The organism is Nocardia sp. NPDC004068, from assembly GCF_042874315.1.
In the GTDB taxonomy this organism is placed as follows: Bacteria; Actinomycetota; Actinomycetes; order Mycobacteriales; family Mycobacteriaceae; genus Nocardia.
In genome coordinates this window covers 42,898-68,694 of record NZ_JBIAMW010000007.1, presented here as the reverse complement: position 1 = coordinate 68,694, position 25,797 = coordinate 42,898, and the positions used below count along the sequence as shown (strand labels likewise).

Annotated in this window: 31 protein-coding genes; 25 read left to right on the top strand and 6 right to left on the bottom strand. The window is 66.1% G+C overall.

What is annotated here, in order from left to right:
- The first annotated feature begins 58 nt into the window (after positions 1-58).
- From ACFYTQ_RS19110 to ACFYTQ_RS19080, 7 genes are all read left to right on the top strand, one after another.
- Positions 59-484: a DUF1707 domain-containing protein gene (locus ACFYTQ_RS19110; RefSeq protein ID WP_387362456.1), complete on the top strand. Its 426-nt coding sequence runs from the start codon at positions 59-61 to the stop codon at positions 482-484.
- Positions 484-822: a hypothetical protein gene (locus ACFYTQ_RS19105; RefSeq protein ID WP_387362454.1), complete on the top strand. Its 339-nt coding sequence runs from the start codon at positions 484-486 to the stop codon at positions 820-822. Before ACFYTQ_RS19110 ends, ACFYTQ_RS19105 begins: the two co-directional genes overlap by 1 nt.
- Before the next feature lie 92 nt (positions 823-914).
- Positions 915-1,097, top strand: coding sequence for a hypothetical protein (locus ACFYTQ_RS19100; protein ID WP_387362452.1), 183 nt, complete (start codon positions 915-917; stop codon positions 1,095-1,097).
- A gap of 21 nt (positions 1,098-1,118) precedes the next feature.
- Positions 1,119-1,910 carry a biotin--[acetyl-CoA-carboxylase] ligase gene (locus tag ACFYTQ_RS19095; RefSeq protein WP_387362450.1) on the top strand — a complete coding sequence of 264 codons (792 nt, stop codon included), beginning with the start codon at positions 1,119-1,121 and terminating at the stop codon, positions 1,908-1,910.
- 121 nt (positions 1,911-2,031) lie between these two features.
- A complete protein-coding gene (locus ACFYTQ_RS19090; protein WP_387362448.1) occupies positions 2,032-2,574 on the top strand; it encodes a PH domain-containing protein in 543 nt (180 codons plus the stop codon).
- An 80-nt stretch (positions 2,575-2,654) separates the two neighbouring features.
- Complete coding sequence (locus tag ACFYTQ_RS19085) at positions 2,655-3,332, top strand: response regulator transcription factor (protein WP_062504717.1); 678 nt, start codon at positions 2,655-2,657, stop codon at positions 3,330-3,332.
- A 6-nt stretch (positions 3,333-3,338) separates the two neighbouring features.
- Complete coding sequence (locus ACFYTQ_RS19080; RefSeq protein WP_387362446.1) at positions 3,339-4,655, top strand: sensor histidine kinase; 1,317 nt, start codon at positions 3,339-3,341, stop codon at positions 4,653-4,655.
- A gap of 22 nt (positions 4,656-4,677) precedes the next feature.
- Here the strand turns inward: ACFYTQ_RS19080 and ACFYTQ_RS19075 are convergent, their stop codons facing one another.
- Positions 4,678-5,223: a GtrA family protein gene (locus ACFYTQ_RS19075; protein ID WP_387362444.1), complete on the bottom strand. Its 546-nt coding sequence runs from the start codon at positions 5,221-5,223 to the stop codon at positions 4,678-4,680.
- A 64-nt stretch (positions 5,224-5,287) separates the two neighbouring features.
- Here ACFYTQ_RS19075 and ACFYTQ_RS19070 point away from each other — a divergent pair, with 64 nt between their 5' ends.
- The 5 genes from ACFYTQ_RS19070 (at position 5,288) to ACFYTQ_RS19050 (ending at position 9,541) form a co-directional block, all read left to right on the top strand.
- Positions 5,288-6,508, top strand: coding sequence for a 5-(carboxyamino)imidazole ribonucleotide synthase (locus tag ACFYTQ_RS19070; RefSeq protein ID WP_387362442.1), 1,221 nt, complete (start codon positions 5,288-5,290; stop codon positions 6,506-6,508).
- Positions 6,501-7,010, top strand: a complete 510-nt coding sequence (purE, locus tag ACFYTQ_RS19065) for a 5-(carboxyamino)imidazole ribonucleotide mutase (RefSeq protein WP_387362440.1) — start codon at positions 6,501-6,503, stop codon at positions 7,008-7,010. The genes ACFYTQ_RS19070 and purE overlap by 8 nt, the downstream gene beginning before the upstream one ends.
- A 29-nt stretch (positions 7,011-7,039) precedes the next feature.
- Positions 7,040-7,687, top strand: a complete 648-nt coding sequence (locus tag ACFYTQ_RS19060; RefSeq protein WP_387362438.1) for a TetR family transcriptional regulator — start codon at positions 7,040-7,042, stop codon at positions 7,685-7,687.
- A gap of 161 nt (positions 7,688-7,848) precedes the next feature.
- Positions 7,849-9,009: an acyl-CoA dehydrogenase gene (locus ACFYTQ_RS19055; protein WP_387362436.1), complete on the top strand. Its 1,161-nt coding sequence runs from the start codon at positions 7,849-7,851 to the stop codon at positions 9,007-9,009.
- A gap of 223 nt (positions 9,010-9,232) precedes the next feature.
- The gene (locus ACFYTQ_RS19050) at positions 9,233-9,541 is read left to right on the top strand and encodes a hypothetical protein (RefSeq protein ID WP_387362434.1); all 309 of its coding nucleotides are present in this window, start codon (positions 9,233-9,235) and stop codon (positions 9,539-9,541) included.
- On the opposite strand, the gene ACFYTQ_RS19045 is transcribed toward ACFYTQ_RS19050, so the two are convergent.
- Together ACFYTQ_RS19045 and ACFYTQ_RS19040 are read right to left on the bottom strand one after the other, a co-directional pair.
- Positions 9,538-9,828, bottom strand: coding sequence for a GNAT family N-acetyltransferase (locus ACFYTQ_RS19045; protein ID WP_387362432.1), 291 nt, complete (start codon positions 9,826-9,828; stop codon positions 9,538-9,540). The two genes, ACFYTQ_RS19050 and ACFYTQ_RS19045, sit on opposite strands and share 4 nt — an antisense overlap.
- Positions 9,829-9,865: 37 nt before the next feature.
- The gene (locus tag ACFYTQ_RS19040) at positions 9,866-11,224 is read right to left on the bottom strand and encodes an FAD-binding oxidoreductase (protein WP_387362430.1); all 1,359 of its coding nucleotides are present in this window, start codon (positions 11,222-11,224) and stop codon (positions 9,866-9,868) included.
- A 139-nt stretch (positions 11,225-11,363) separates the two neighbouring features.
- Here ACFYTQ_RS19040 and ACFYTQ_RS19035 point away from each other — a divergent pair, with 139 nt between their 5' ends.
- The 9 genes from ACFYTQ_RS19035 to ACFYTQ_RS18995 all read left to right on the top strand — a co-directional run bounded on the left by ACFYTQ_RS19035 (position 11,364) and on the right by ACFYTQ_RS18995 (position 19,366).
- The gene (locus tag ACFYTQ_RS19035) at positions 11,364-11,654 is read left to right on the top strand and encodes a hypothetical protein (protein WP_387362428.1); all 291 of its coding nucleotides are present in this window, start codon (positions 11,364-11,366) and stop codon (positions 11,652-11,654) included.
- Positions 11,655-12,383: 729 nt separating this feature from the next.
- Positions 12,384-13,430: a ParB N-terminal domain-containing protein gene (locus ACFYTQ_RS19030; RefSeq protein WP_387362426.1), complete on the top strand. Its 1,047-nt coding sequence runs from the start codon at positions 12,384-12,386 to the stop codon at positions 13,428-13,430.
- A gap of 185 nt (positions 13,431-13,615) precedes the next feature.
- Positions 13,616-13,738 carry a keywimysin-related RiPP gene (locus ACFYTQ_RS19025; protein ID WP_387362424.1) on the top strand — a complete coding sequence of 41 codons (123 nt, stop codon included), beginning with the start codon at positions 13,616-13,618 and terminating at the stop codon, positions 13,736-13,738.
- 37 nt (positions 13,739-13,775) lie between these two features.
- Complete coding sequence (locus ACFYTQ_RS19020) at positions 13,776-15,617, top strand: asparagine synthase-related protein (protein WP_387362422.1); 1,842 nt, start codon at positions 13,776-13,778, stop codon at positions 15,615-15,617.
- The gene (locus tag ACFYTQ_RS19015) at positions 15,604-15,855 is read left to right on the top strand and encodes a PqqD family peptide modification chaperone (RefSeq protein ID WP_387362420.1); all 252 of its coding nucleotides are present in this window, start codon (positions 15,604-15,606) and stop codon (positions 15,853-15,855) included. The genes ACFYTQ_RS19020 and ACFYTQ_RS19015 overlap by 14 nt, the downstream gene beginning before the upstream one ends.
- The gene (locus ACFYTQ_RS19010) at positions 15,852-16,286 is read left to right on the top strand and encodes a lasso peptide biosynthesis B2 protein (protein WP_387362418.1); all 435 of its coding nucleotides are present in this window, start codon (positions 15,852-15,854) and stop codon (positions 16,284-16,286) included. Before ACFYTQ_RS19015 ends, ACFYTQ_RS19010 begins: the two co-directional genes overlap by 4 nt.
- A gap of 83 nt (positions 16,287-16,369) precedes the next feature.
- The gene (locus tag ACFYTQ_RS19005; RefSeq protein ID WP_387362416.1) at positions 16,370-18,061 is read left to right on the top strand and encodes an ABC transporter ATP-binding protein; all 1,692 of its coding nucleotides are present in this window, start codon (positions 16,370-16,372) and stop codon (positions 18,059-18,061) included.
- 564 nt (positions 18,062-18,625) lie between these two features.
- Positions 18,626-18,946, top strand: coding sequence for a GroES family chaperonin (locus ACFYTQ_RS19000; protein ID WP_387362414.1), 321 nt, complete (start codon positions 18,626-18,628; stop codon positions 18,944-18,946).
- 195 nt (positions 18,947-19,141) lie between these two features.
- Positions 19,142-19,366, top strand: coding sequence for a hypothetical protein (locus ACFYTQ_RS18995; protein WP_387362412.1), 225 nt, complete (start codon positions 19,142-19,144; stop codon positions 19,364-19,366).
- Positions 19,367-19,566: 200 nt separating this feature from the next.
- Here the strand turns inward: ACFYTQ_RS18995 and ACFYTQ_RS18990 are convergent, their stop codons facing one another.
- A complete protein-coding gene (locus tag ACFYTQ_RS18990) occupies positions 19,567-21,006 on the bottom strand; it encodes an MFS transporter (protein ID WP_387363066.1) in 1,440 nt (479 codons plus the stop codon).
- Positions 21,007-21,168: 162 nt separating this feature from the next.
- Between ACFYTQ_RS18990 and ACFYTQ_RS18985 the strand changes: the two genes are divergently transcribed.
- Positions 21,169-21,750 (top strand): TetR family transcriptional regulator, encoded by a 582-nt coding sequence (locus tag ACFYTQ_RS18985; protein WP_387362410.1) that lies wholly within the window; start codon positions 21,169-21,171, stop codon positions 21,748-21,750.
- Positions 21,751-21,766: 16 nt separating this feature from the next.
- Here the strand turns inward: ACFYTQ_RS18985 and ACFYTQ_RS18980 are convergent, their stop codons facing one another.
- Together ACFYTQ_RS18980 and ACFYTQ_RS18975 are read right to left on the bottom strand one after the other, a co-directional pair.
- Complete coding sequence (locus ACFYTQ_RS18980; protein ID WP_387362408.1) at positions 21,767-22,363, bottom strand: NADPH-dependent F420 reductase; 597 nt, start codon at positions 22,361-22,363, stop codon at positions 21,767-21,769.
- Between the two features lie 28 nt (positions 22,364-22,391).
- Positions 22,392-23,207, bottom strand: coding sequence for an inositol monophosphatase family protein (locus ACFYTQ_RS18975; protein WP_387362406.1), 816 nt, complete (start codon positions 23,205-23,207; stop codon positions 22,392-22,394).
- Positions 23,208-23,320: 113 nt separating this feature from the next.
- On the opposite strand from ACFYTQ_RS18975, the gene ACFYTQ_RS18970 reads away from it, so the two are divergent.
- The 3 genes from ACFYTQ_RS18970 to ACFYTQ_RS18960 all read left to right on the top strand — a co-directional run bounded on the left by ACFYTQ_RS18970 (position 23,321) and on the right by ACFYTQ_RS18960 (position 25,774).
- Positions 23,321-24,253 (top strand): LysR family transcriptional regulator, encoded by a 933-nt coding sequence (locus ACFYTQ_RS18970; RefSeq protein ID WP_387362404.1) that lies wholly within the window; start codon positions 23,321-23,323, stop codon positions 24,251-24,253.
- Between the two features lie 140 nt (positions 24,254-24,393).
- Positions 24,394-24,567 carry a hypothetical protein gene (locus tag ACFYTQ_RS18965; protein WP_387362402.1) on the top strand — a complete coding sequence of 58 codons (174 nt, stop codon included), beginning with the start codon at positions 24,394-24,396 and terminating at the stop codon, positions 24,565-24,567.
- Positions 24,554-25,774, top strand: a complete 1,221-nt coding sequence (locus ACFYTQ_RS18960; protein ID WP_387362400.1) for a hypothetical protein — start codon at positions 24,554-24,556, stop codon at positions 25,772-25,774. Before ACFYTQ_RS18965 ends, ACFYTQ_RS18960 begins: the two co-directional genes overlap by 14 nt.
- Positions 25,775-25,797 lie beyond the last annotated feature (23 nt).

Sequence of the window (25,797 nt, the reverse complement as noted above, 5' to 3'; positions counted from 1 at the left end):
TCGACCCTAAACCGGGCACGTCGGGCGGAACCACCACCCGGTCGCTAGGCTCGAATGTATGGCTGAGTCACCCGACATCCGCATCGGCACCACCGAGCGTGAAGAGGCCATGCGGCGCTTGTCGGATCATTTCGCGGCGGGCCGTTTGTCGGTCGCGGAATTCGACGAACGCAGCGCGGTCGTCGCGGCCGCCGTCACCCGCGGCGACCTCACCAAGGTGTTCACCGACCTCCCCGAACCCACGTCCGACAAGCCGCTGCCCGTCCGCAAGACCGGCGACAAGCCGGAGTTCCAGGGCCCGGTCGTGGGGTTGGTGGTCATCGCCGCCCTCGTCCTGTTCTTCACCACGCATGTCTGGCTGTGGTTCCTGATGATCCCGGCCACCGCGATCCTCATGGGCGCGTTCACCCAGGCCGGGGACAAACGCCGCGAAGACCGTCGCGCGCACCGCCGCGACCGTCGGCAACGGCGACGGGAGCGCTGATGGAACCCGTCGAGATCAACGCGGGCAGTTGGTATCTGCGCGCCCTGCGCGCCGACGACCGCATCGACGACCGGCCCGCGCTCGCCGCGGGCGGCATCGACGACCCCGGCTACGTCGCGCGCCGCACCCGCGAATGGGCCGAGTCCACCCGCTATTCGTGGGCCGTCTGCGAACCCACCACCGCCGAACTGGTCGCCGAGATCGTGGTGACGCCGAATCCCGATGGCACCGCGGAGGTTTCGGGCTGGGCGCGCGAAGGCCACGGTGCCGCACTGGATTCCGGACAGACCGCGGTGCGGCGTTTCGTCGCGGGCGCGCTGGGACTGCAACCCCTCTGAGTCGAATCCGGTTGTATCCGGAGAAAATTCGCTGTCGCTCGACCGTGCCCTCCCGCTATCGTGGAGATCTCCAAGCGCAGGGGAGGCGCGAAATGTGGGAATGGAGTAGATCCGTCGCGGAACGAGCCCTGGCCGCGACCTGGCAGAGTTGGCAACCATCCGAACCGACACTCACCGTGGTCGATCCCGAGTTCTGGGCGGACGGCGCTGGGGACGACGAGTCCATCGACGACGCCTGGGCAGTACTGATCGGCATGCTGAGCCACACCCGATGAGGTGAGTAGTAGCCTGCGGTGGTGCACAGGCCACCCTTGGACGCCGAGCGGTTGCGGCGTGACCTCGCCGAATCGCCCGAACTGTCGTTCTTCTCCCGCATCGATGTGGTGGAGTCGACCGGCTCCACCAACGCCGATCTGATCGCGCACGCCGGGGAGCCGGACGCCGATCGCCGGGTGCTGATCGCGGAGGCGCAGGAGCGCGGCCGCGGTCGGCACGAGCGCACCTGGGTGAGCCCGCCGCGGGCGCAGATCGCGATGTCGACGCTCGTGCGGCTGCGCGGCATCGACCCCGCGGTGCTGGGGTGGCTGCCGCTGCTCACCGGCGTCGCGGTCGTCGACGGCGTCCGCGCGGTCACCGGACTGCACGCGAACCTCAAGTGGCCCAACGACATTCTCATCGACGGCCGCAAGGTCTCGGGCATCCTCGCCGAGGTGGCCTCCGGTGCGGGCGCGCCCGCCGTGGTGGTCGGCGTCGGGCTCAATGTGAGCCTGGCGCAGGACGAACTGCCGGTGCCGCACGCCACGTCGCTGACGCTGGCGGGCGCGCCGGACGTCGACCGGATCGAACTCGCGCTGGCGCTGCTGCGCGAGTTCGCCCGCCGTTTCACCGACTGGAGCGCCGCGGACTGGGACATCGCGGACGTGGCCCGCGAGTACCGGAACCGTTGCGGCACAATCGGTGCCGAGGTGCGCGCCGAACTTCCGGGCGGCCGGGTGCTGACCGGGATCGCGACCGATGTCGACGAGCACGGCCGGTTGCTGATCGGGGATCGGCCGGTCGCCGCCGCCGACGTGACGCACCTGCGTTAGACCGGACCCTCGCGCGCGGTTCGGGTCCCGTTCGGCCTCCGGAAATGTCCGCTCGGACTTGGTGTTGCGAAAGCCGTGACGATCCCTCGGCGCTCGCGCGCGCACGCGGTAGGGTGCGCGTATGGGCTATCCGGAGGAACTGCTCGCACCCGACGAGCAGTTGCTGCTGCACCGTCATCCGCACTGGAAAATGCTGTTCTGGCCTGCCGTCACGTTCATCGTCGCGAGCGCGCTGGCGGGCTTCGCCGGGGGGCTGTCCTGGCGGCACACCGAGGGCACCGCGCACACCGCCGTGCTGATCGGCATCGCCGTGCTCTGGGCCGCCATCGTGCTGTGGCGCTGCGCGGGCCCGGTGATCCGTTGGAAGTCAACACATTTCATCATCACCGACCGCCGGGTGCTGGTGCGCGAGGGCGTGCTCACCCACACCGGCATCGACATCCCGATGAGCCGGATCTCCAGCGTCCAGTTCCGGCACGGACTGTTCGACCGCATGCTCGGCACCGGCACCCTCATCATCGACGCCGCCTCCGGCGACCCCCTCGAATACGACGACATCCCCCAGGTCCAGCGCGTCCACGCCCTGCTCTACCACGAGGTCTTCGATAACACCGACTACGACCCCCGCCGCGACCCCCGTCCGGACGCCCCCGAGCGCCGGTGAGCGCCACGGGTTTTCCATTCGGTAGCGAAGTGCGTCGGAGAACGCGACGCGGATTCGGACACAGTGCGTAATCTTGGGTCGTGACCGCCGTACTGCTGGCCGAAGACGACGAGGCCATCGCCGCCCCGCTGTCGCGGGCGCTGGGGCGCGAAGGGTATTCGGTGACCGTGGAGAGCTTCGGTCCCGCGGTGCTGCAACGCGCGCTCGAGGGTGAACACGATCTGCTGATCCTCGATCTCGGGCTGCCCGGGATGGACGGGCTCGAGGTGTGCCGTCAGGTGCGGGCGCGCGGGGCGGATCTGGCGGTGCTCATGCTGACCGCGCGCACCGACGAGGTCGACTTCGTGGTCGGGCTGGACGCGGGCGCCGACGACTACGTGGGCAAACCCTTCCGGCTCGCGGAACTGCTGGCCCGCGTGCGAGCGTTGTTGCGCCGCAGCGGAATCGGCGACGAGGCCGTCGAGATCGGCGGCGTCCGGCTGGAACCGCAGGCGCGCCGCGTCCTGGTCAACGGCCACGAGGTGAACCTGGCCAACAAGGAGTACGAGCTGCTCAAGGTCCTCATCGACCGGGCCGGGCAGGTGGTGCCGCGCGAGACCATCCTGCGCGAGGTGTGGGGCGACGCCGATCTGCGCGGCTCCAAGACCCTCGACATGCACATGTCCTGGCTGCGGCGCAAGATCGGCGACGAGGGCCCGGTGGCCGAGCGGCGCATCGTCACCGTCCGCGGCGTCGGCTTCCGGTTCAACACCGACTGACGGCCGATGCGACGACGCATATTGCTGTCGATGCTGGCCGCACTCACCTTCACCACGGTGGTGCTGGGCATCCCGCTGGCCTACACGGCCTGGCAGTGGGTCGCCGACATCACGCGAAACGACCTGCGCGCCAGGCTGGATCGCATGTCGGTGGAGATCGTGTCGCAGGAGCGCGACGACGGCATGGTGCACGGCACCCTCGACCTGCGCTCGGTGCGCCCGCTGATCCCGCCGGGCGGGCGGCTCACGATCATCTACCCCACCCCCGAGGACGCGGCCCTGCGCGTGGACGCCGGGACGTCGCACGTGGACGACCCGGTGATCGAGTCGCTGGCGATGGGCACCTCGGGGTCGCTACGGCTCGAGGTTCCGGCCGGGCCCATGCACGCCATGCAGCGGCAGGCCGTCGGCGCGGTCGGCCTGGTGGCGGTGGCCTCGCTGGCCGCGGGCGCGGCGGTCGCGGTGGTGACCGCGCGCCGGGTCGCCGATCCGCTGCGCGATGTCGCCGCCCGCGCGGCCCGGCTGGCGACCGGGGACTTCCGGCTCGACCCCACCCGGCACGGTGTCACCGAACTCGACCGCGTCTCCGATGTGCTGGACTCGGCCGCGGTCGAGATCGCGGGACGGCTGCAACGCGAGCACGCCCTGGTGGCCGATGTCTCCCATCAGCTGCGCAGCCGGCTCACCGCGGTGCGGCTGCGGCTGGACGAGCTGTCCGAGCACGCCGATCCGGCCGTCGTGCACGAGGCCGAGGAGGCCATGGCCCAGGTCGACCGCCTCACCGCGGCCATCGACGAACTGGTCCGCGCGTCCCGCGACGAGAACGCCGCCGACCGCGACCCGGTGCGCGTGATCGACGAACTGCGCGGCGTGGTCACCGAGTGGCGGCATCCGTTCGCCGAGGCGGGCCGCCGCCTGATCCTGTCCGGTGACCCGAGTCTGCGCGCGCCCGTGAGCGGTTCCCGCCTGCGAGAGGCGGTCGCGGTGCTGGTCGACAACGCCCTCATGCACGGCGGCGGCGACTGCACGATCTCGGTCCGCACGGTCTACGGCGGACCTGATCGCGAACCGCTGGTGGCCGTGGAGATCGCCGATGAGGGCGAGGGCGTCAGCGACGATCTGGCCCCGCACATCTTCGACCGCGGCTTCTCCGGCGCGGGGTCCACGGGCGTCGGCCTCGCACTCGCGCGTGCACTCATCGAGGCCGACGGGGGTCGTCTCGAACTGCAACGCCGCCGCCCGGCGTTGTTCGCGGTCTTCCTCGGTCACTCCTCGCCGTCGCGCTCGAATCTGTCGACGACGATCGCGGGCGAGCCGCGCTGAGCACTCCGCTCGTCCAGTAGGGCTAGCTGTGCCCGAGCTGTTCTTCCTCTTCGTAGAGTTCCTCGAATTCCTCGACGAGGGAATCTATTTCGTCGGGGAAGACCCAGCGCCGCATCGCCCAGAAACGGAACACCATCTGGAGGAGATTGCCGATCAGAAACGCGCTGAAGAAGTCGGCGATGTTCTCGACGGCGAGGCTGACATCGGGGACGTGGAGGTGGAACACGTAGCGCGAAATCCACAACGGAACGTTCGACAGCAGCACGCCCACGCCGCTCACCACGAAGAACAGCAGCGCCTCGTGATGGCGTTCGCGTCCGCCGCGGCCCTTGAACGACCATTCCCGGTTCAGGATGTAGGACGCGATGACCGCGATCACCCCGGAAATGATCTTGGCCGTGATCGGTTTGGGCGACAGCACGGTCAATTTCAGGAGATAGAAGATGCCGCTGTCGATGACGAAAGTGGTCGCGCCCACGATCGCGAACTTGATCAGTTCCCGATGGCGATACGCGAAGTCCCGGAACGTGCTGGGCAGGACGTTGACCACGTCGTCGACGAATGACACGGGGCGAGTCTACGTCCCTCGTTCTCGCGGCAACCAACCCGCACGCGTCGCCCCGGTCATCGGCATGACAACATGGTGGGCCGTGACCACCCGTTTCTTCGACAAGTCGGGCATGCCGACCGTCACCATGATCGGTGGCGGCCAGCTGGCGCGCATGACCCATCAGGCCGCCGTGGCGCTGGGACAGCGGCTGCGGGTGCTGGCCGAGCGCCCCGACGATCCGGCCGCGCAGGTGACCCCCGAGGTCGTCCTCGGCTCGCACACCGATCTGTCCGCGCTGCGCAAGGCCGCGGTCGGCTCGCACGCGCTGACCTTCGACCACGAGCACGTGCCGACCGAGCACCTCGAGGCGCTGGTCGCCGAGGGCGTGAACGTGCAGCCCCCGCCCGGCGCGCTGGTCTACGCCCAGGACAAACTGGCCATGCGCCGCAAACTCGCCGACCTCGGCGTGCCGGTGCCGCCCTTCACCGCGGTCGAATCCGCTTCCGACGCAATCGCTTTCGGCGACGAGCACGGCTGGCCGTTCGTGCTCAAGGCGGTGCGCGGCGGCTACGACGGGCGCGGCGTGTGGATGATCGACGACCGGGCCGAGGCCGAGTCGATCGTCGCCGAGCAACTCGCCGCGAACGTGGTGCTGCTGGCCGAACAGCGGGTCGACCTGAAGCGCGAGCTGTCGGCGATGGTGGCGCGTTCCCCGTTCGGCCAGGCCGCGGCGTGGCCGGTGGTCGAGACGGTGCAGCGGGAGGGTCAGTGCGCGGTGGTCATCGCCCCCGCCCCCGACCTGCCCGCCGAGCGCGCGACCGAGGCGACCGAACTCGCCCTGCGCCTGGCGCGAGAACTCGGTGTCACGGGCGCGATGGCCGTGGAGCTGTTCGAGACCCACGACGGCACGCTGCTGGTCAACGAATTGGCCATGCGCCCGCACAACTCCGGGCACTGGGGGATGGACGGCGCGGTCACCGGCCAGTTCGAACAGCATCTGCGAGCAGTACTGGACTATCCCCTCGGTGACACCAGCCCGCTGGCCCCGGTGACGGTCATGGCCAATATCCTCGGCGCCCCCGAGGCCCCCGCGATGTCCATGGACGAACGCCTGCACCACCTGTTCGCGCGCATGCCGCACGCCCGCGTGCACCTCTACGGCAAGGGCGAACGCCCCAAGCGCAAGATCGGGCACGTCAACATCCTCGGCGAGAACGTCGCCGAGGTCCGCGAACAAGCCGAGCGCGCGGCGCACTGGATGTCGCACGCGATCTGGACCGACGGATGGGACCCCCATGCCTGACACCACCACCCCCCAGGTCGGCCTCATCATGGGCAGCGACTCCGACTGGCCCACCATGGAAGCTGCCGCGGAAGCCTTGGCGGAGTTCGGCATTCGCTTCGAGGTCGGCGTCGTCTCCGCCCACCGCACCCCCCAGCGCATGCTCGACTACGCCCGCGACGCCGCCGCCCGCGGTCTGAAGGTCATCATCGCGGGCGCGGGCGGCGCGGCCCACCTGCCCGGCATGGTCGCCGCCGCCACCCCCCTCCCCGTCATCGGCGTCCCCGTCCCCCTGAAATACCTCGACGGCATGGACTCCCTGCTGTCCATCGTCCAGATGCCCGCCGGCGTCCCGGTGGCGACGGTCTCCATCGGCGGCGCCCGCAACGCGGGCCTGCTGGCCGCCCGCATCCTCGCCACCGCCGACCCCGAATTGCGTTCCCGCATGGAGCGATTCCAGTCCGACCTGGAGGCTCTGGTCCTGCGGAAGGACGACGCCCTGCGTCAGCGGCTCCTGGGGTGAGCCCGGCGGTGCCGGATTACGGTGGTGCCATGGACGAGACCTCGCGCTTCAAGTTGACGGTCGTCGACCACGCCCTGCGGTTGTTCGCCGAGAAGGGGTACGAGGCGACGACCGTGGACGAGATCGCGGAGGCGGCGGGGATCTCGCGGCGGACGTTCTTCCGGCAGTTCCGGTCGAAGGAGGATGTGGTCTTCGCCGATCACGAGGCGCAATTGGCGCAGGCCGAGGCGTTTCTGGGGGCGGCGACGGGGGATCCGTGGGACGCCGTGTGCGAGGCGGTGGTGGGGGTGTTCGAAAGGTTCTCGCAGACACGGGAATTGGCGGCGCGGCGGTACCGGGTGGTGCGGCAGGTGGCGGCGCTGCGGGATCGGGAGATCGTCACGGTGTTCCGCTACGAGCGGCTGTTCACCGACTATCTGCGGTCGCGCGTCGCGGGCGTCGACGATCTGGCGTTGATCCAGTTCACCGCGGCCGTGACCGCGACGCACAACTATCTGTTGCGCCGCATGGTGCGGGGTCGGTCCGAGGCGAGTCCGGGAGACCTGCGGGCCGCGCTCGCGGCGATTCCGCGGCTGGGCCGGGAGAGCGCGGGCGAACTCGTCGTGGCGGTCTTCCCCCGGGACATGCCGCCCGGTCGGATCGCCGACCTGCTCGCGCACCGACTCGGTAATCTGTGATCAGCACCACATTCACCTGAGTGACACTCAGTGCCAGGGTGGAACCTGCATGTGCTGGCAGTACCGCCGCGTATACTGGATGGTGACTGGCACTGAGTGCCGACATGCCGGAGATTCGCGGACCAGGCGAGCAACACACCCGACGACCAGGAGTGCAACCCATGGCGGGCAACCCCGATTTCGATCTGTTCAAACTGGACGACGTCCATCACGAGCTGCGCGAGGCCATCCGCGGCCTGGCCGAGAAGGAGATCGCCCCGCACGCCAAGGACGTCGACGAGAAGGCCCGCTTTCCCCAGGAGGCGCTCGACGCGCTGAACGCCGCCGGTTTCAACGCCGTTCACGTACCCGAGGCGTACAACGGGCAGGGTGCGGATTCGGTGGCGACCTGCATCGTGATCGAGGAGGTCGCCCGCGTCTGCGGTTCGTCCTCGCTCATCCCGGCCGTCAACAAGCTCGGCACGATGGGCCTCATCCTGAAGGGCTCGGAGGAGCTCAAGCAGAAGGTGCTGCCCGACATCGTCGACGGCAAGATGGCCTCCTACTGTCTGTCCGAGCGCGAGGCCGGTTCCGACGCCGCGAGCATGCGCACCCGTGCCCGCCGCGACGGCGACGACTGGGTCATCAACGGCTCCAAGTGCTGGATCACCAATGGCGGCGCGTCGACCTGGTACACCGTCATGGCCGTGACCGATCCCGACAAGGGCGCCAACGGCATCTCCGCGTTCATGGTCCACTCCGACGACGAGGGCTTCGTCGTCGGCCCGCTCGAGCACAAGCTCGGCATCAAGGGTTCGCCCACCGCGGAGCTCTACTTCGAGAACTGCCGCATCCCCGGCGACCGCATCATCGGCGCGGAGGGCACCGGCTTCAAGACCGCCCTCGAGACCCTCGACCACACCCGCCCGACCATCGGCGCGCAGGCCGTCGGCCTGGCCCAGGGCGCGCTCGACGCCGCGATCGCCTACACCAAGGACCGCAAGCAGTTCGGCAAGGCCATCGCCGACTTCCAGAACACCCAGTTCATGCTCGCCGACATGGCGATGAAGGTGGAGGCCGCCCGCCTGATGGTCTACACCTCGGCCGCCCGCGCCGAGCGCGGCGAGAAGAACCTCGGTTTCATCTCCGCCGCCGCCAAGTGCTTCGCCTCCGACGTCGCCATGGAGGTCACCACCAACGCCGTCCAGCTGTTCGGCGGCGCGGGCTACACCACCGACTTCCCGGTCGAGCGCATGATGCGCGACGCCAAGATCACCCAGATCTACGAGGGCACGAATCAGATTCAGCGCGTGGTCATGTCGCGCGCGCTGCTCAAGGGCTGACGACACCCGCCGAGAGGCAGGCCCCGTTCGTAGGGGTCTGCCCTTCCGGCGCACCGGCATTCGCCGCGCGGGAGATTCCGGCCAGCCAGCTTGCGTGAGCACGTCCGCCGCCGCGCGCCGGGGACGCGTGAATCACGAAAACCGTTCTTGCATCTGCACATTCAGTCGCAATTTGGCGAATTCGGGACTATCCGTGGGCGCTCGAGCGGAGCACTATTGATGCATGGCCGGAGTCGAGATCAACGACAGGTTCGTCCGGCGCACGTTGGACAACGGGCGTGTCGAAGAGGTCTTGTGGCAAGAGCTTTCGGAGGTGCGGATCATCACCACCGCCGACGGGCCCTTCGCCGATGATGTGTTCTTCGTGCTGATCGGCGCGCGGGGAAACGGCTGTGTCGTTCCGCATTCCGCGGCCGATCCGCACTTCCTCGCGCGCCTGCAGCAGCTGCCGGGTTTCGACAACGACAAAGTGGTCGAGGCGATGTGCACGGTCCAGGATCGTCAGTTCCTGGTGTGGCGGCGGCGCAATTAGGCCATCAGATCCGCGTATTCGCGGTGTTCCTCGATGAACTTCTCGACATACCAGCAAGTCGGTACGACCGACAGTCCGGCCTCGCGGGTGTCGCGCAATCCGAATTCGACGACCTGCGCGGCCACGCCGCGACCCCGGAATTCGGGGAAGGTCAGCGTGTGCTGGAAATCGCGCACCGTCTTCTCGCCCACCTCGCGGTCGCTGTAATCGGCGTACCCGGCCAGGGTGTCGTCGAGGTAGATCTCGTATCGGGTGGCCTCGGCGTTGTGCTCGAGCCTGGGGGTCATGATCGCTGGAACTCCTGCCTTCGGTCCGTTGTACCGCTTACAACACCGCTCCGGGGTTGAGTATGCCGTGCGGGTCGAGTGCGGTTTTGATACGGCGCGTCAGGTCCATCACCTCGGGCCCTACCTGATCGGGCAGCCACGCCTTCTTGAGCCGGCCGACGCCGTGTTCGCCGGTGATGGTGCCGCCCAGCGCAATGGCCAGATCCATGATCTCGCCGAAGGCCCGATGCGCCCGCGCGGTTTCGTCCGGATCGGCGGGGTCGTGCACGATCAGCGGGTGGGTGTTGCCGTCCCCCGCGTGCGCGATCACCGAGATCAGCACGTCGCGCCGCCGCGCGATCTCGGCGACGCCCTCGACGAGTTCGCCCAACCGCGGCAGCGGCACCCCGACGTCCTCGAGCAGCAGCGGCCCCCGCCGCTCCACGGCCGGGATGGCGAACCGCCGCGCGGCGCAGAACGCCTCGCCCTCCTCGGGGTCCTCGGTGCTGAAAACCTCGTGCGCCCCGGCCTTTTCGCACGCGGCCACGATGATCTCGGCCTCGCGGGCGGCGAATTCGCCCGGCGCGTCGGACCGGGCCACGAGCATGGCGGCGGCCTCCCGGTCCAGACCCATGCGCAGCTCGTCCTCGACGGCGTTGACCGCGACGGAGTCCATGAACTCGAGCATCGAGGGCCGCAGCCGGCCGGTGATCTCGAGGATGGCGTCGGTGGCGGACGTCAGCGTGGAAAACGTTGCCACGACGGTACTTTGGGGCGGCTGCGCGGGCAGCAGGCGCAGGGTGAGTTCGGTGATGACCCCGAGCGTCCCCTCACTGCCCACGAACAGTTTGGTCAGCGACAGCCCCGCGGTGTCCTTCAGCCGCGGCCCGCCCAGCCGCACCACGGTGCCGTCGGCCAGTACCACCTCCATGCCCAGTACGTAATCCGTTGTGACCCCGTACTTCACGCAGCACAGCCCGCCCGCGTTGGTGGCGGCGTTCCCGCCGATCGAGCAGATCTCGAACGACGAAGGGTCCGGCGGATACCACAGCCCGTGCGCCGCGACGGCCCGCTTGACCTCCGCGTTGAGCAGCCCCGGTTGCACCACGGCCGTCCGGGTCACCGGATCCACGGTGATCTCCCGCATCCGCTCCGTACTCAACAGCAGCGCCCCGTCCTGCGCGGTCGCCCCGCCCGACAGCCCGGTGCCCGCGCCGCGCGGCACCACCGGGACCCGGTTCTCGTGCGCCCATTTCAGCACCGTGGCGACCTGCGCGGTGGTGCTCGGCCGGACCAGCGCCAGCGGCGTCCCCGCATCGGGGTCCAGCGCCCGGTCCTGCCGATATCCCGCGAGGATGTCCACGTCGGTGACGACGGTCCCGTCGGGCAGTTGGCTGGCAAGCGTATGCACGTCCACATATCGAAAGTACGTGGTCGCGGCCGCTTCCCGGGCCTCGGGTTGGCGTCGGTACGGCGAAAGCGTCAGAATTCTCGAAGGCCAGCCGCCTCGAGTCGGGCGAGCGGCGGCGCCCCGACGACCTCGAGGAAGCATGTCCATGCGCTTGGATTCCCCCGATTTCCGTGACCTGGTGGCCTCGCTGTTCACCGACGAGCCCCTCGACCACGCCACCCTCGCCCGCATCCACGCGGGGGCCGTCGACTACTGGGCCGAGACGCTCGACCGCTCCGGCCTGTTCGGCCGCGAGATAGCCCAAGCCGCACAACACTATTGGCGCGAGCACCCCAGGGCCCTGGTCGAAACCCTGCTGATCCGAGCGGACGACATCACGCGGCATCAGTGGTTGACCGTGTGGGATACGGACTTCCCGGCCCGCCTCATCTCGTGATTGCTCCGGCCGTGCAGCTCAACCCGTGGGGTTGAGACGACCGTCCGCCCGATCGCTTCGGTACGTTCACTACACCGGCTCCACCCCCTGCCTGTCGAGCGAGAACCCAGGTGCCCTACCAAGCGAGCGATTTCATGCCGGTTCAAGCCATCGTTCGAATTGCGAGAGTCGAATGTCCGAGGTTCCAGGTGAGTCGGTGACGCGGTTGAGACAAGGATCGATGGAATGGAACCCGCTGGCCCGAACGTACGTCAAAGCCCATGTGTTGGTCTTGTCGCGCAGTACGCCACGGCGTCGATCCTCTCCCGGCGGAGTCCGGAGGCTGAACCGCAAGTGTCAGCCGTTGTCGAAGATTGCGACGTTGTCTGCAGCAACCCGCGCAGGACACCGGAAGTACCGGGGTAGTTAGTTTCTAGCTATTCCAGCCGAGATATCTTTCTTGAAAAGAGAATGTTCCATAGGTAGAGTAGCGTACCGATATGGGGGTGGCCAGAAGGCTTCTGTGTATCTATCTATCTGGCGTGATCTGCCGACGGGGGCATATGCAGTGTGTTTGCGAGTTGAAGTTATCCCTTTTCGCGCTTCGGAACCTTTTGCTGCGCCCTGGATGTCGATGCTTCTGGTGGGCGGCGAGTGGTTGATACGAAAACAGGGAGGGGTTTCAGGAGCGTCTAACTGCGTCTGCAACGCATGCTGAACCAGTGCTGATGGTTTTAGGGGGAAGAAAAAATGACAAATAAGGGTGATGCGCGCTCGAGTCGAGGACGTGGCGGGCGTGGGGACGCGGAAGAGGGCCACGATCTCGCATTGGGACAGGAGCCGACACGAGTACCAATCAGCTCTTTGTCCTTGGCTGACTCGCCTCGCATTTCGGGGGAGAATGTCGAGCATACCCGTCTTCTGGCGGATGTAGGGGGTCCTCTCCCGGCAATTATTGTGCAGCGTTCGAACATGCGCGTCATCGACGGTATGCACCGGTTGCATGCTGCTCGGTTGCGCGGGGAATCGGACATCGATGTATTGTTCTTCGACGGGGATGACAAAGACGCATTTCTGCTGGCGGTCGAAACCAATATCGCGCACGGCCTCCCGCTGTCTCTCAAGGATCGTAGCGCTGCCGCACGCCGGATCATGAGATCTCACCCTCTGTGGTCCGATGGAGCCATCGGAAAAGTCACCGGGTTGGACGCCAAAACAGTCGCGGCGTTGCGTCGATCTGACGAAGATATCCCACAAGTGGCGGTGAGGATCGGACGAGACGGTCGGACGCGGCCAGTAGACGCTACCGAAGGACGTAAGAGAGCGGCTGAATTGCTGGCGAACCACCCCGACGCTCCTCTGCGGCGGATTGCCCGGGCTGCCGGCGTTTCCCTCGGTACGGTATCCGACGTCAGGCGAAGGATGCAGGCGGGCATGAACCCGGTCCCAGGCGGCCGGAGGGTCTCCAATCGGCAACGAGACGTTGCCGCCGATACGGAGAAGGCCGGTCCGATTTCCACGGGGCGTATCACTTCGAGTGTCGGGGGCAAACCCGATCCTCGAGTTCTGCTCGAGCGACTACAAAGAGATCCCTCACTACGGTTCACTCAGGCCGGACGTGCCCTCATTCGTTGGATGGAGATCCAGGGCATATCGCACGAAGGGTGGGAGCTGTTGCTCGACAGCGTTCCCGCCCATTGCGCTGAAACCGTCGCTGAGCTGGCGCGCGAGTGCGCCCGTGCTTGGCAGAATTTTTCCGTCGAACTGGAACACCGTGGAAGGGTGAGTGCTGGGTGAAGGGCGGTGTTCGACCAAGGAAATTCCGATGTTGAACATGCCCCGATTCGCTCTCTTGCTCCGACAAGGTCTCCGACTCGAACACGTTGATAAAAGAGATATGGTTGTGCCACAGTAGGAATGCCCAATCAGGGTACTGGCGGGGAAGTTATCCCGGTCATGAAGTTCTCACAGGAGGTATCGAAATGGTCCGTAAGCAGAAGTACGTCGCTCCGAAGTTGGTCAAGGCCGGAGAGTTCCGCAAGGACACCGGGAATCTCAAGCGCGGCACCTTCGAACCGTCGATCGTGCTGCCGCGGGGCCTCTGAAATTTCTGAGGTCTAGTATCTTCCGGAAGGATTGAGCGTGCGTCACGGCGAAGGTTTCTTCATCGTCTTGCCAGACCTTATCGATTCGTTCGCCGTGGCGTCACGTTTGTCGGCGAGCGAGTTGAAACGGATTTCCTACCCGTCTGGGAACACGTTTGTTCTCGGTTTATGGGACGACCACGAGCTTAGTTTGACAAAAACACGGGACGGCATTGTCGCACTCATCGGCGCGCACACCAGGTCATCGGCGACTGTCGATGCGGTGGAGCGGACAGCCTTGGGCCTTCAGTCGGCCGACGAACTTGCTCTCTCCGTAGCCGGTAGCTATCACCTCGTTTCCTGGGACGGCCGCCGGCTGCGGGTGCAGGGCACGGCGTCCGGGATGCGCAGGATGTACTACGGGATTACGGACGGCGTTGTTGTCGCCTGTAACCGCGCTGACGTGTTGGCTTCCCTGTGCGGCGCGTCTTTGAATGACGAGCAACTCGCTCTGCGGCTCATGGATTATGTCCCATACCCACTCGACACGGTGCCGATGTGGCATGGTATCGAGGCGGTACCACCGGGCAGCTACCTCGACGTGCGCCCCAATGGCCGATCCGCCACGATCCATTGCTGGTGGTCGCCTCCGGACCCTGTGGTGTCAATCAGCGAAGGCGCCGCTGACCTGCGGCGCGCTTTGCAAGACGCCATCGCTGCCCGGGTTGGTCAGGGAACGGTGAGTTGTGATCTTTCCGGTGGTTTGGACTCAACGCCGTTGTGCTATCTGATAGCGGCCGCGACCCGAGGTTTTGTGGCCCGTACGATTGCCAGTCGGGACCCTGCGGATGATGACATGGCCTGGGCGTTGCGGGCAGCCGCGTCAATGGATGGCATCGATCACGTGATCATTTCGCCAGACGAACTACCGTTGTCGTATTCCGGCGTCGTGGTTCCCGCGGTTCCGGTCGATGAGCCGGCCCCCACCCTGCTCGACCTCAGCAGGCAGTTCGTCGGTTTCGACCGTCTGTCTGGCGCTGTGGTTCACATAACTGGCAACGGGGGGGATCATTTGTTCACTCCTCCGCTGGCGCACTGCCGAGATGAACTGAAGAGGCACCCGTTTGTGGCTATCCGGCATCTCAGAGCGCACCGGATCCAGGAAAAGTGGCCGATTCGAACAGCGATTGTCGAGCTCCTGCGTAACGAGTCATATGCAAAGTGGTTGGCAAGGGCGGCAAGAGGAGTACGCCGGAAAACGTCTTTTTCGACCCATCAGCTGCTCGGCTGGGACATTGCGCCTCAGATGCCGCCGTGGGCCAGTGACGATGCTCGCGAGATTGCTGCTGTCGGGTTGCGCGAAGCGTCGCGTCATCTACCCGCGCTGTCGCGACGTCGAGGTGTCCATGCGGACGTGGCCATGATCCAATTCGGCACGAGAACAGCACGCATCCTGCACCAACTCAGTGAGGCGAACGGGCTGCCGATGCAGTCACCCTACTTCGACGACAGAGTCATCGAGGCCAGTTTGGCTGTCAAACCTCTTGAACGAGCGAGTCCGTGGGAATTTAAAACCATCATTAAAGAAGCGATGCGCGATATCGTCGAGCCGTCACTGCTCACACGCCAAACCAAGGGCAACGGTGACTCCGACAAGATCGGCGGTCTCCGAACTTATAGCGAAAACGTCGCCGCATTGTGGACTTCGTCTGAACTAGCGCGTCGCGGATTGATAGAAAACGTTCAACTCGCCGACCGGTTGAACCAGCCAGGAGGTCCGGATTTCGGGATTGATCAAGTGGCGTTACTGGATACTACGCTCGCCTGCGAACTGTGGCTGAGATCACAAACCCACCGACCTGCGCGGCGAGGGGAGGCGATCGACCATGCGCATACCTGATCACATCAACATTGCCGAAACAAACACTGGTCTTGTTCTCCTACACGGCCAAACGGGTACTTATTGGGAAATAAATCAGACCGGGCGCATGCTGATCGAAGCGATCCGTCGATCGGGACAATTGGACGAGTTGCCTGGTCGGATCGCTGCTGAATTCGATGTCGATAGCGAGCGCGCTGAAGCGGACCTTCATGCTGTCTTGACGCAGCTCGTGGCCGAGGGGCTGATAGAGAAATGACCTATCAAATCGTTCTCGAACGCCCGGAAGGAAATACTTCCTTTCTGCACCGGATTGCCGCCCGATTTGCTGTAGCCGTCGCGATGGTGGTGAAGCAACTGCCCCCGCAACGCATCCTCGTATTGTTCGAATACCTCCGGCGTGGGGCGCGGCCCGCCACCTACGATGAAGCGACCGTGGCCCGAAATGCGACGATCGCGGTCTCGTTGCAATGCGCCAGCAGAGAGGGGTGCCTCATTCGTTCGATTGCCATAGCGCTGACGTGCCGTGCGTTCGGTAGTTGGCCGACATGGTGTATCGGAGTCAAGACGCACGCACCCTTCGGCGCTCATGCTTGGATCGAAGTTGAGAATGAGCTTGTGGGCGAGAAGGTGCCATACGACTATCTCAGTCGATTGATATCTGTTCCACCGAGCGGAACCAAGGGGTGAAGGTGCCAGCGAGAGCGCACAACCATCGAGCTCGATACCGCGATCTGATCGCGTTGCTGCGGAGACACGCTCGGGAGATCAGTGTGGGTGTCTTGTTGTTGTTGGCCGGCTCCGGTTTGGGTGTCGTGCAGCCGTTGGTGACAATGCGGATTATCGATGCGGTGTCCGGGGGGGACGCAATAACAGGTCTGGTTACGTTGCTTGTCGGGATCGTTCTCGCTCAGGCGCTATTCGACAGCCTCGGCACGTATCTCGTAGCGCGTACCGGCGAGCGCGTTGTCTTCGATCTCCGCAAGCGGTTGATTGATTGTTTGTTGCGGGTGCGCCTGCCTGTCTTGGACCGGATGCGGGTCGGAGACCTCACCGCCCGCCTCGGCACCGATACCTCCGTGCTACGAGAGGACGTGGTGACCAGCGCGGTGCAGCTCGGCCTTTCGACGGTTTCCGCTGCGGGTGCGCTGGCAGTCATGATTTGGCTCAGTCCGTTCATGACTGTGGCGGCGTTGATGACAACTGTCACTGCCGGACTGCTGGTAACGGGAGCATTATCGGGAATCAGGACCGCTTCTGAAGACGTCCAGGCCAGCATCGGCGAACTCACCGCCGACGCCGACCGCGCCCTGGGCGCGCTGCGAACGGTGCGTGCCAGCCTGGCCGAGGAAAGGGAGGCGGCCAGGCTGACCGCTCGAGCATCCGAAGCTTTTCAGGGTGGTGTTCGCGCCGCCCGCATGGAGTCGATCATTCGTTCGACTGCGCTGGCAGCAGTGAACGGGTCGTTCCTGGCTTTGCTCCTGGTTGGCGGCATTCGCGTGGCAGGCGGTCATATGAGCGTCAGCGAGCTGGTCGGATTCCTGTTGTATGCCACGTTTCTGGCCACACCGGTCTCCGAGACCATTGCTTTGCTGGGGTCGATGCAGCGTGGGATGGGTGCGTTTCAACGTGTCGTCGAAGCGCTCCAGGTCGACATCGAAGGCGACTCTGTCCGTGCGACGGCGATCGGAAACGTTGGGCGAGAATCTGGCCGCCTGAAAAGGGAACGTTCAGCCAGAGTCGAGATTCACGGTCTCGGATTTTCCTACGAACCGTCACGGCGTGTTCTCGAGAATGTTTCGTTTACTGCCGTTGCTGGGGGACAGGTGGCGATTGTCGGACGCTCCGGTAGCGGGAAAAGCACTTTGTTGGCGTTGATCGAACGCTTCTACTCACCTGACAGCGGCTCGATTCTCGTTGACGGAACTGACGCCTCTCTCATTGATCTGCCCTCTTATCGACGGCGCATTGCCTTCGTCGAGCAAGGAGCGCCGGTCCTACATGGTTCCGTACTCGACAACCTCACCTATGCCCATCCGGACGCCTCCGAACAAGACATCACGCGTGCGGTCGAACTCGCCGGATTCACTACCGTCCTCGAGCGGCTCGATGCAGGTGTCCACACACAAGTTGGAGAACATGGCCAGTCGTTGTCTGGAGGTGAGCGACAGCGGTTGGCGATCGCCCGCGCATTGCTGACAGAACCGGACCTGCTCCTTCTGGATGAGCCGACCTCGAATCTGGACCCGATCAGCGAAGCGGCCATCTCGCAGACGTTGCAGAATCTACGGGGAAGGTGCACGGTTATCGTTGCTGCGCACAGGTACTCGACCATTCAAGCGGCTGACAGCATAATTGTGCTCGAGAATGGTCATGTCGAGGCAATCGGAACCCACAAGGAATTGATGGAATCCAACGCCTACTATCGTGAGTTGGCAAAAGGCACGACCTTCGCCCGAACCTGAGGCGCAATCCAGGGTCTCCAATGGGCCTGGGTCGAACGGGAATTTTGCCTCAGTTCGATGTGCCCACCTCGACTTCCCGTCACCTCTCGGTTGATCATCGCCGATGTGGCCCCGGCGTCTGAGCAGACGGCGGTCACCTTGTCTCGGTTGTGCACACGCGATGCCGCGTCAAAGGACGCCTCCGCCGACGAGATCGCCGAGGACCTGCTCAGCGGCCAGGCTCGGAGTCCGGATCCTCGCTGGACTCGCAGTGCCCGACCAGCTTGGACAGTCGTTTAGTACCGGGTGAAGGGTGGATTTCGACTCTCGGGCTCACGGCCCTTGTTCGCTGTGGGTCGTCGGGTTCCTGTCCACGACCTCACTTTCGCGGTCCTTATTGCTCAGGGAGGGGCGTGTGCCTTCAGTCCAGGGCCACTTCTAGATAACGGGGCGGCGAGGATTTGCGGGGTACGGACTAGTGGGGCGGGTCGTGCGTGGTCCCCCCGCATGGCCTCGCTTCCGGCCGAAGAGCACGGGGATTCCCAACTCGCAGCGTCATTTCCCGACCAAGGTAAACTGCCGCAGGTGTCCGATGCCAAGCTAGAGATCCAGATGTTGCACGACCGGGTCATGGTGCGCGTGTCCCAGGAATCCGGTGAACGACGCAGCAGCGGCGGCATCCTCATCCCGGCCAACGCCCAGGTCGCCAAGCGCCTCTCCTGGGGCGAGGTCTGCGGCGTAGGCTCCCACGTCCGCGCCGTCAGCGTAGGCGACCGAGTCCTCTTCAGCGCCGACGACCAATACGAGGTAGAAGTCCAAGGCCACGCCTACCTCGTCCTCCGCGAACGCGACCTCCACGCCGTAGCCAACGAACGCATAGAACACGGCACCGGCCTCTACCTCTGACCACCACCCCCAGGTACAGCAGTACAGCCGCGCCCTTTATTCGTATCCGCACCCTCTACATAGCTCTACAAGGGGTGCGGATCCGAACAAAGGGTGCGGCTGGGTTGGCGTACCTGGGGGACCGGGGCCTTGGGGGTACGCTGGGGGCTTCGTATCGACCCAGTTTGTCGGGGCCGCAACATGATTGGGGGAAGCATGGCAAGGCAGACGATCGAACGGCGCGTCGAAATGCTGGAGGAGGGCATGAGCCGACTGGCAGCCAGAGTCGGTGAACTCGACGACGGTTACGGGGAGGCCATCTATCGAACCGATCGGAACGTGGTAGGGCTGGAGATCACCCTCAGCCGAGTCGCCGCGGCCCTCAACGTCGCCCCGGCCTCCGAAGAGGAGATCGACGCCTCCTACGACGAACGGTCGTAACCGTAGGCCGCGGCGGGGCCTCGGCTGTCCAGGCCCCGCCGCGCTACACCGCCCTTCATCCCCAACCTCGGCAGCACAGCCGCACTCCTTATTCGAATCCGCACCCTCTATATAGCTCTACAAAGGGTGCGGATCCGAACAAAGGGTGCGGCTGTGTTGCGTCGGCGAGTGGTAGGTGGCGTGGTGGAGATGCCGTCGGGTTAGGCGGCTGCTTTGCGGGGGAGGGACAGAGCCGCGGCGAGGACCACTGCCAGGACCACAATCCCACCCAAAGCCGCAGCCTCCATCGCACGGATGTAATCCGCGCTCGAGCCCAGTGCCGAGAAGAAGATCACTCCGAGAACCGTTGCGCCAATGGCGTTTCCGAACTGCTGCGAGGTCGTGAGGACGCCTGCGGCCATACCGGCCTGCTGGGGCGGGATGCCGGAGGACAGGACCGCGCCGACGACCGACGGGATGGTCAGCCCGTTGCCCGTGCCGACGATCATCATGCCGGGGACGAGGGCGAGCACGGCTACCTGCGGGCCCGCGAAGGCCAGCACGCCGAGGGTGATGAGCAGGCCCGTGAGACTGGTCAACGTCCCGACGACCATCACCCGGTTCCCGATCCGGTTGGCCACCCGCGGTGCGAGGAAGAACGAGCTCGCCGCGAAGCACACTCCGAGCGGAGCGAATGCCAAACCCGCACGCAGCGGCGACAATCCGAGCCCGTTCTGCAACATCAGCGTCAGGCACAGCATGAATCCGGCGAAGAACGTCAGGTAGCCTCCGGCGATGACCAGCCCGAGGCTGAACCCACGTTCCCGTACCATCCCCGTATCGAGCACGGGCTCACCGCCCCGCCGCGCCAGCCGGTTCTCGTAGCGCAGCGTGAGCGCCAGCACCGGCACCGAGGCGAGCATCGAGATCCACGTCCACACCGGCCAGCCCTCCGGCCGCCCCAGCGTGATCGGCACCAACAGCAACGCCAACGCGGCCGAGATGCCCAGCGCGCCAACGGGATCCAGTCGCGGTCGCCGCCCGGCCTCGTGCGTCGGCAACCAGCGCGCCGCCAGCGCCGCGGCGGCCAATCCGATCGGCACATTGATGTAGAAGATGGTCCGCCACCCCCACCCGAACAGATCCAGGTCCAGCAGCACCCCGCCCAGCACCTGACCGGACACCGCGCCGATGCCGATGGTCGCACCGAAGGCTGCCATGGCCCGTGCTCGCTCCCGTACCGGGAACATGGTGTTGATGAGGGCGAGCATCTGCGGCACCATCAGCGCCGCCGTCGCGCCCTGGAGCACGCGGAACGCGACCAGCGCCCAGGCGTTCGGCGCGAGCCCGCACAGCAGGGACGCCACCGTGAAGGCGAGCATCCCGATGACGAACAAACGTCGGTGCCCGTGCAGGTCACCCAGTCTGCCGCCGGTGATCAGTCCCGAAGCGTAGGCGAACCCGTAGCCGCCGACGATCAGTTCCAGCGCCGCCTCCCCGGCGTGCAGGTCGTGCTGCAACGACGAGGCCGCGACATTGACCACGAACCAGTCGAACATCGCCATGAACATGGCGCTCAGCACGACCGGCAGTACCCGCCAGCGCGTGGGAAACGCATCGGGTTCGAGAGAAATCGTTGGGACGGAACGAGTTTCGAGCATGGACACGGCAAGCTCCGAGAATCGTGGGACGGTGAACGACGCGCCGTTGCGCCGGACGGATGTGCGGCGGTGGCCGCACAAGAGCTGTAACTAACCGGTTGGTTGTCACTATTCCCACCCGACCCCCACCTTGTCAACCAATTAGTTGGTTACTATCGACCCATGGCACCCAGAGACCCCGAGGCGACCAAGGCCCGCATCTTCGCCGCGGCCACCCGGGAGTTCGCCGCCTACGGGATCGCCGGTGCCCGCGTCGACCGCATCGCCCGCAGCGCCCAGGCCAACAAGCAGCTGATCTACGCCTACTTCGGCGACAAGGAGCAGCTGTTCCACCAGGTCCTCGAGCGCGCCATGGTCGACGCCGCCGCCGCGGTGACCATCGACATCGACGACGTCGACCACTGGGTCGACCAGCACATCGACTACCACCGCGACCATCCCGAATTCCTGCGCCTGATGCTCTGGGAGGCACTGGAATTGGGCGCGGACGGCGCGTCCGGCGGCGAGGCCCGCATCGGCCGCTACGCCGCCAAACAGGCCAAGGTCGCAGATGCCCAGTCCCGCAACCTGATTCGCGCCGACATGCCGCCCGCCGCTGTCCTGCTGCTGATGCTGAGCATGATCAACTACCCGCGCGCGGTGCCGCAGATGCAGCGGTTCCTGTTCGGGGAGGGCTTCGATCCGGAGTCGATGCGGGAGTGGGTGAAGGACGCGGTGCGACGGATGGTCGCTCCGGGGGAGTGACGCCGATGACGCGTCGTCACCGAGCGATCGAAATCGCGAACGGCGCGAACCCGTTGGCCCGAATCACGTACGGCACGAACAGAATTGCCGCCTCCGTGGCCCGCGCGGTCTCCACGCCACCCAGATCGGTGATCCACTCCCGCCGCCAGCCGAGATCGGTGAGGAGCCCGGCGACGATTCGCTTGGCCGCCGGGTCGTCGCCGGAGAGGAATGCCGTCGGCGGCTGCTCGAGGATGCTCGGCGCGGTCATCACCGGAAACAACATTGTGTTGAGCGTCTTGACGATTCGTGTGTCGGGCAGGGCGTGCTGGAGTTGTTCGGCGAGGCTCGAGCCGGGGTAGAGCAGGGCGGCGGGCAGGCCGTCGGGGCCGTCGATGGTGGCGTTGGAGACGTCGATGAGAATGGTGTCGCGCAGCGTGTCGCGCAGGGCGGTCAGCCGCTCGAGCGAACCCGCGCCGGGGGTGGCGTTGATGACGATCCCCGCCGAGCGCGCGGCCTCGGCGGCGGCACCGGGGGAGCGGTCGGGGACACGGACCTCGTGGCCCGCCTCCGTGAGCGCCCTGGCCAGACCGCCGCCGACGCGACCGCTGCCGAGGATGGTGATCGTGCTCATGGTTCGTTCTCCTGAAATCGTAAGTCGCTCAACGAGTTAGGGTGCTGACAGCTGCGGCGTGCACGCCGGGCGCCGTGGCGAGGAAGCTGTCGCTGTGGGGCGCCCACGGACGCCCGTCGGTGGTGGAGATCCGGCCGCCGGCCTCGGTGACCAGCAGGGCGCCGGGGAGTAGATCGGCTCGGGCACCGGCGAATTGCCAGAACGCGTCGATGCGCCCGGCGGCCACGTTCACCAGATGCAGGCTGGCGGGCACGGTGACGCGCACGACGAGCGCGTCGAGGAACATCTCGGTGATCGAGGCGCCGACGCGGCGCACCACCTTCTCGTCCTCGTCCGGTCGCGCCTGGCTCGTGGCCACGATGCCGAGGCCGAGATCGGTTGTGGCGGAGACGATCAGCGGGCGGCCGTCGAGATGGGCGCCGCCGCCGATCCGCGCGGTGTAGGTCTCGCCGGTCAGGGGCAGGTGAACCACGGTGAGCACCGGCTGGTTGTCGCGCACGAGGGTAGCGGTCAATCCCCACTCCGGCAGGCCGCGCACATGGTTGACGTTGCCTTCGGCCGGATCCACGACCCACCATTCCCCGCCGGGCAGGACCCCGCCGTCCAGTTCCTCCTCGACCCAGTTCGCGCCGGGCCGCAGCGCTTGCAGGCGAGGGCGTAGCGAGGCGGCCGCGGCGGCGTCGTTGGCGGCGAGGGCGCGCATGAGTTCCGCACGCGTCCGGGCGGTGACGACCCCACCGAAACGCTCGCGCAGCGCGGAACCCGCTGTGCGAACGGCTTTTTCGAGCTCGGTGAGCAGCTCGGCGTCGGTGGCCGCACTGCGTGCGACAATCGGTTCGGGCATGACGGTGCTCCTTCTCCCTGGAGTGCCGGATCGGCTTTCCGTCCTCGACGTTAGGGGCGGCAATCATTAACAACAAGTGCATGTAAAGCACGCATAAGATGACTGACATGCAATTGGATTTGAATCTGCTCGCGGCGCTCGACGCGCTGCTGGAGGAGGGCAGCGTGGCGGGCGCGGCGGACCGGTTGCACGTCACGGCGCCCGCGATGAGCCGCAGCCTGGGTCGGCTCCGGCGCACGACGGGCGACCAGATCCTGGTGCGCACGGGTCGCACGATGACCCCCACGCCCTACGCGCTCGCCGTCCGCGAACAGGTACACGACCTGTTGCAGCAGGTCCGGGGCGTGCTGGCGCCCAGTCGCGCCCTCGACCTCGCGACCCTCGACCGCACGTTCACCTTGCGCTGGCACGACGCGCTCGTCGCGCTGAGCGGCCCGGCCCTGTTCAACGCCGTGCGCGCGCAGGCGCCCGGCGTGCGGCTGCGGTTCATCGCGGAGTCGAGCATCGACACACCCGAATTGCGCCGTGGCGAGGTCGATCTCGCCGCCAACGCGGACCGCCCGGCCGCGCGCGAGCTCCGTGCCGAGCGGGTTGCCGAGACGCGGCAGGTAATCGTTGTGCGGCAAGGACATTCGCTCGCCGAAGGCGAAATCGTCACTGCCGCAGCGTATGCGGGGGCTGAGCATCTCACCGTGTCGCGGCGAGGACGGCTGACCAACCTTATCGACGACGCGCTCGCCCGCCTCGACCTGACTCGTCGGGTGGTGGCTACCGCACCCACCGAACGCGCGGCGTTCGAGTTCGTGCGGGAGAGCGACCTCGTCGTGACGGCCCCGGAATCCACTGCGCGGGAGGCTTTTTCGGACCTCGGGCTGGTGCTGCTCCCGATTCCGCTCGACCTGCCTCCGGCCGAGGTCTACCTGTCCTGGCATCAGCGTTATGACACCGACCCGGCGCATATCTGGCTGCGTGACCTCGCGCGGAGCGCGTTGGCGGACGCGATGGTGGGGCCGCCGGGCTCTCGAACGGACCGGGCCCGGCGGTAACACGCCGCACCCGGCCGAGCGCCGTCGCCGGATACGTCTGCGAGGTAGGGAAATTTGTCGACGCGCACTATTGGCGTCGCTCCATCTACCGTTACACCCGGCAGCTGACCATCAGCCTGCGCCACGCCAATGCTGGAGACGTGATCAGCTGTTCCGCGATCGAGGAGCATCAAGAAGGCGCTGAGCATTCGGTGACCGAAGATCTGCTCTGGGATTACGACGACAGTGACGTCATCATCGAACTCAGTCGAGAATATCTGCGTCCGAATCAATCGATAACCTTGCGGTGGGAAGTGGCCAATGAGTATTCGTGACGCTGTCGAAGACGTCATCAGAGCGTGGCATCGACATCAGACGATTCGCGGTGCCGCCGCTGTGATCGACTTCGACCTCCATCCCGTACGGAGTGGGCCGTCGGAGCCCAACGACTTGCTCACCACGTTTCTCCGCCTCCGCGAGTTGAACGAGCAGTGCACGGAACCCGTTGTGCGGCAACGCATCGGCGCTGACCTTGCCTATCTGCGGGCACTCATGGGCGAACGACCGGCCCTGGACGAGTATGTCCGGGCGACACAGGGTTGCCCGGCGGCCGGGTGGCCCGCCGACTACGTGGCTGCCGTCGGCGAAACCGCCCGGCGATGTCTCGGTGACCTCGGCGTCAGCTGGAGCGCCACCACCGGCTCCGAGCTGACCGAGTCCGAAGGCCCGCTCAGCGCGAGCGAGGTAGCCGACGCCATCCGCCAGGCCACCGCGGAATACGAGCCTGCCGTACGACGGCTCGCCGGAACCGACGCAGTTTTCGACTTGACCATCGAAGAAGCCGACGCGGACGCCTATTGGGCCTACTGGCTCGACGGTGCCGGGAGTCGGGTACGGCTGAGAATGAACACGCGCAACGCCAGCTTCACCAAGGTTCGTGCCCGTCAGATGGCGTTGCACGAAGTCCTCGGCCACGGTCTACAGAGCGCCAGCATGGCGGCCAGGTGCGCGGTCGAGGACGTTGCGTGGGTCCGTCTGTTGTCCGTCCATGGCCCGCAGCAGGTCCTGCTCGAGGGGTGGGCGCAGGCCATGCCGTTGTTCCTCGCACCGGACGACGACCAGTTGATCGCGCGCACCCGACTTGCCCATTACACCCACTTGGTACGGGCTGAACTGCAGCTGGCCCTCAACGCGGGTTCGCCCATCGAAAGCTGTGTGGAACACGCGCAATCCCGCGTGCCCTGGTGGAACAACAACGATCTGGCGGGCATACTCGCCGACCGAAGTACGGATCCGCTACTGCGGAGCTACATGTGGGCCTACGCGGCCGGGATCGATTGGTTCACTCACCTTGCCGCCGCCGACCCCGGAACGATCTCCGCGGTCGTACGCGCCGCGTACCGGGCGCCACTGACTCCAACAGATCTCGAATCACTCTGGCCCGAAGGCCCACGGGTGGGCGGCGGCACGCGCGGAATTGACGCCTCCGGTGAGGAACTCGGCGACGATCTGCCTGGTGGCGAGTTCGTCTCCGGAGGGTAATGCCGTCGATGCCTGGTTGACGG

What these genes read in the sequence shown, in the direction of transcription:
- ACFYTQ_RS19110 (WP_387362456.1), top strand. Translation starts at nt 59, where the DNA reads ATGGCTGAGTCACCCGACATCCGCATCGGCACCACCGAGCGTGAAGAG.
- ACFYTQ_RS19105 (WP_387362454.1), top strand. Translation starts at nt 484, where the DNA reads ATGGAACCCGTCGAGATCAACGCGGGCAGTTGGTATCTGCGCGCCCTG.
- ACFYTQ_RS19100 (WP_387362452.1), top strand. Translation starts at nt 915, where the DNA reads ATGTGGGAATGGAGTAGATCCGTCGCGGAACGAGCCCTGGCCGCGACC.
- ACFYTQ_RS19090 (WP_387362448.1), top strand. Translation starts at nt 2,032, where the DNA reads ATGGGCTATCCGGAGGAACTGCTCGCACCCGACGAGCAGTTGCTGCTG.
- ACFYTQ_RS19080 (WP_387362446.1), top strand. Translation starts at nt 3,339, where the DNA reads ATGCGACGACGCATATTGCTGTCGATGCTGGCCGCACTCACCTTCACC.
- ACFYTQ_RS19070 (WP_387362442.1), top strand. Translation starts at nt 5,288, where the DNA reads ATGACAACATGGTGGGCCGTGACCACCCGTTTCTTCGACAAGTCGGGC.
- purE (WP_387362440.1), top strand. Translation starts at nt 6,501, where the DNA reads ATGCCTGACACCACCACCCCCCAGGTCGGCCTCATCATGGGCAGCGAC.
- ACFYTQ_RS19060 (WP_387362438.1), top strand. Translation starts at nt 7,040, where the DNA reads ATGGACGAGACCTCGCGCTTCAAGTTGACGGTCGTCGACCACGCCCTG.
- ACFYTQ_RS19055 (WP_387362436.1), top strand. Translation starts at nt 7,849, where the DNA reads ATGGCGGGCAACCCCGATTTCGATCTGTTCAAACTGGACGACGTCCAT.
- ACFYTQ_RS19050 (WP_387362434.1), top strand. Translation starts at nt 9,233, where the DNA reads ATGGCCGGAGTCGAGATCAACGACAGGTTCGTCCGGCGCACGTTGGAC.
- ACFYTQ_RS19045 (WP_387362432.1), bottom strand. Translation starts at nt 9,828, where the DNA reads ATGACCCCCAGGCTCGAGCACAACGCCGAGGCCACCCGATACGAGATC.
- ACFYTQ_RS19035 (WP_387362428.1), top strand. Translation starts at nt 11,364, where the DNA reads ATGCGCTTGGATTCCCCCGATTTCCGTGACCTGGTGGCCTCGCTGTTC.
- ACFYTQ_RS19030 (WP_387362426.1), top strand. Translation starts at nt 12,384, where the DNA reads ATGACAAATAAGGGTGATGCGCGCTCGAGTCGAGGACGTGGCGGGCGT.
- ACFYTQ_RS19025 (WP_387362424.1), top strand. Translation starts at nt 13,616, where the DNA reads ATGGTCCGTAAGCAGAAGTACGTCGCTCCGAAGTTGGTCAAGGCCGGA.
- ACFYTQ_RS19015 (WP_387362420.1), top strand. Translation starts at nt 15,604, where the DNA reads ATGCGCATACCTGATCACATCAACATTGCCGAAACAAACACTGGTCTT.
- ACFYTQ_RS19010 (WP_387362418.1), top strand. Translation starts at nt 15,852, where the DNA reads ATGACCTATCAAATCGTTCTCGAACGCCCGGAAGGAAATACTTCCTTT.
- ACFYTQ_RS18995 (WP_387362412.1), top strand. Translation starts at nt 19,142, where the DNA reads ATGGCAAGGCAGACGATCGAACGGCGCGTCGAAATGCTGGAGGAGGGC.
- ACFYTQ_RS18990 (WP_387363066.1), bottom strand. Translation starts at nt 21,006, where the DNA reads ATGCTCGAAACTCGTTCCGTCCCAACGATTTCTCTCGAACCCGATGCG.
- ACFYTQ_RS18985 (WP_387362410.1), top strand. Translation starts at nt 21,169, where the DNA reads ATGGCACCCAGAGACCCCGAGGCGACCAAGGCCCGCATCTTCGCCGCG.
- ACFYTQ_RS18980 (WP_387362408.1), bottom strand. Translation starts at nt 22,363, where the DNA reads ATGAGCACGATCACCATCCTCGGCAGCGGTCGCGTCGGCGGCGGTCTG.
- ACFYTQ_RS18975 (WP_387362406.1), bottom strand. Translation starts at nt 23,207, where the DNA reads ATGCCCGAACCGATTGTCGCACGCAGTGCGGCCACCGACGCCGAGCTG.
- ACFYTQ_RS18960 (WP_387362400.1), top strand. Translation starts at nt 24,554, where the DNA reads ATGAGTATTCGTGACGCTGTCGAAGACGTCATCAGAGCGTGGCATCGA.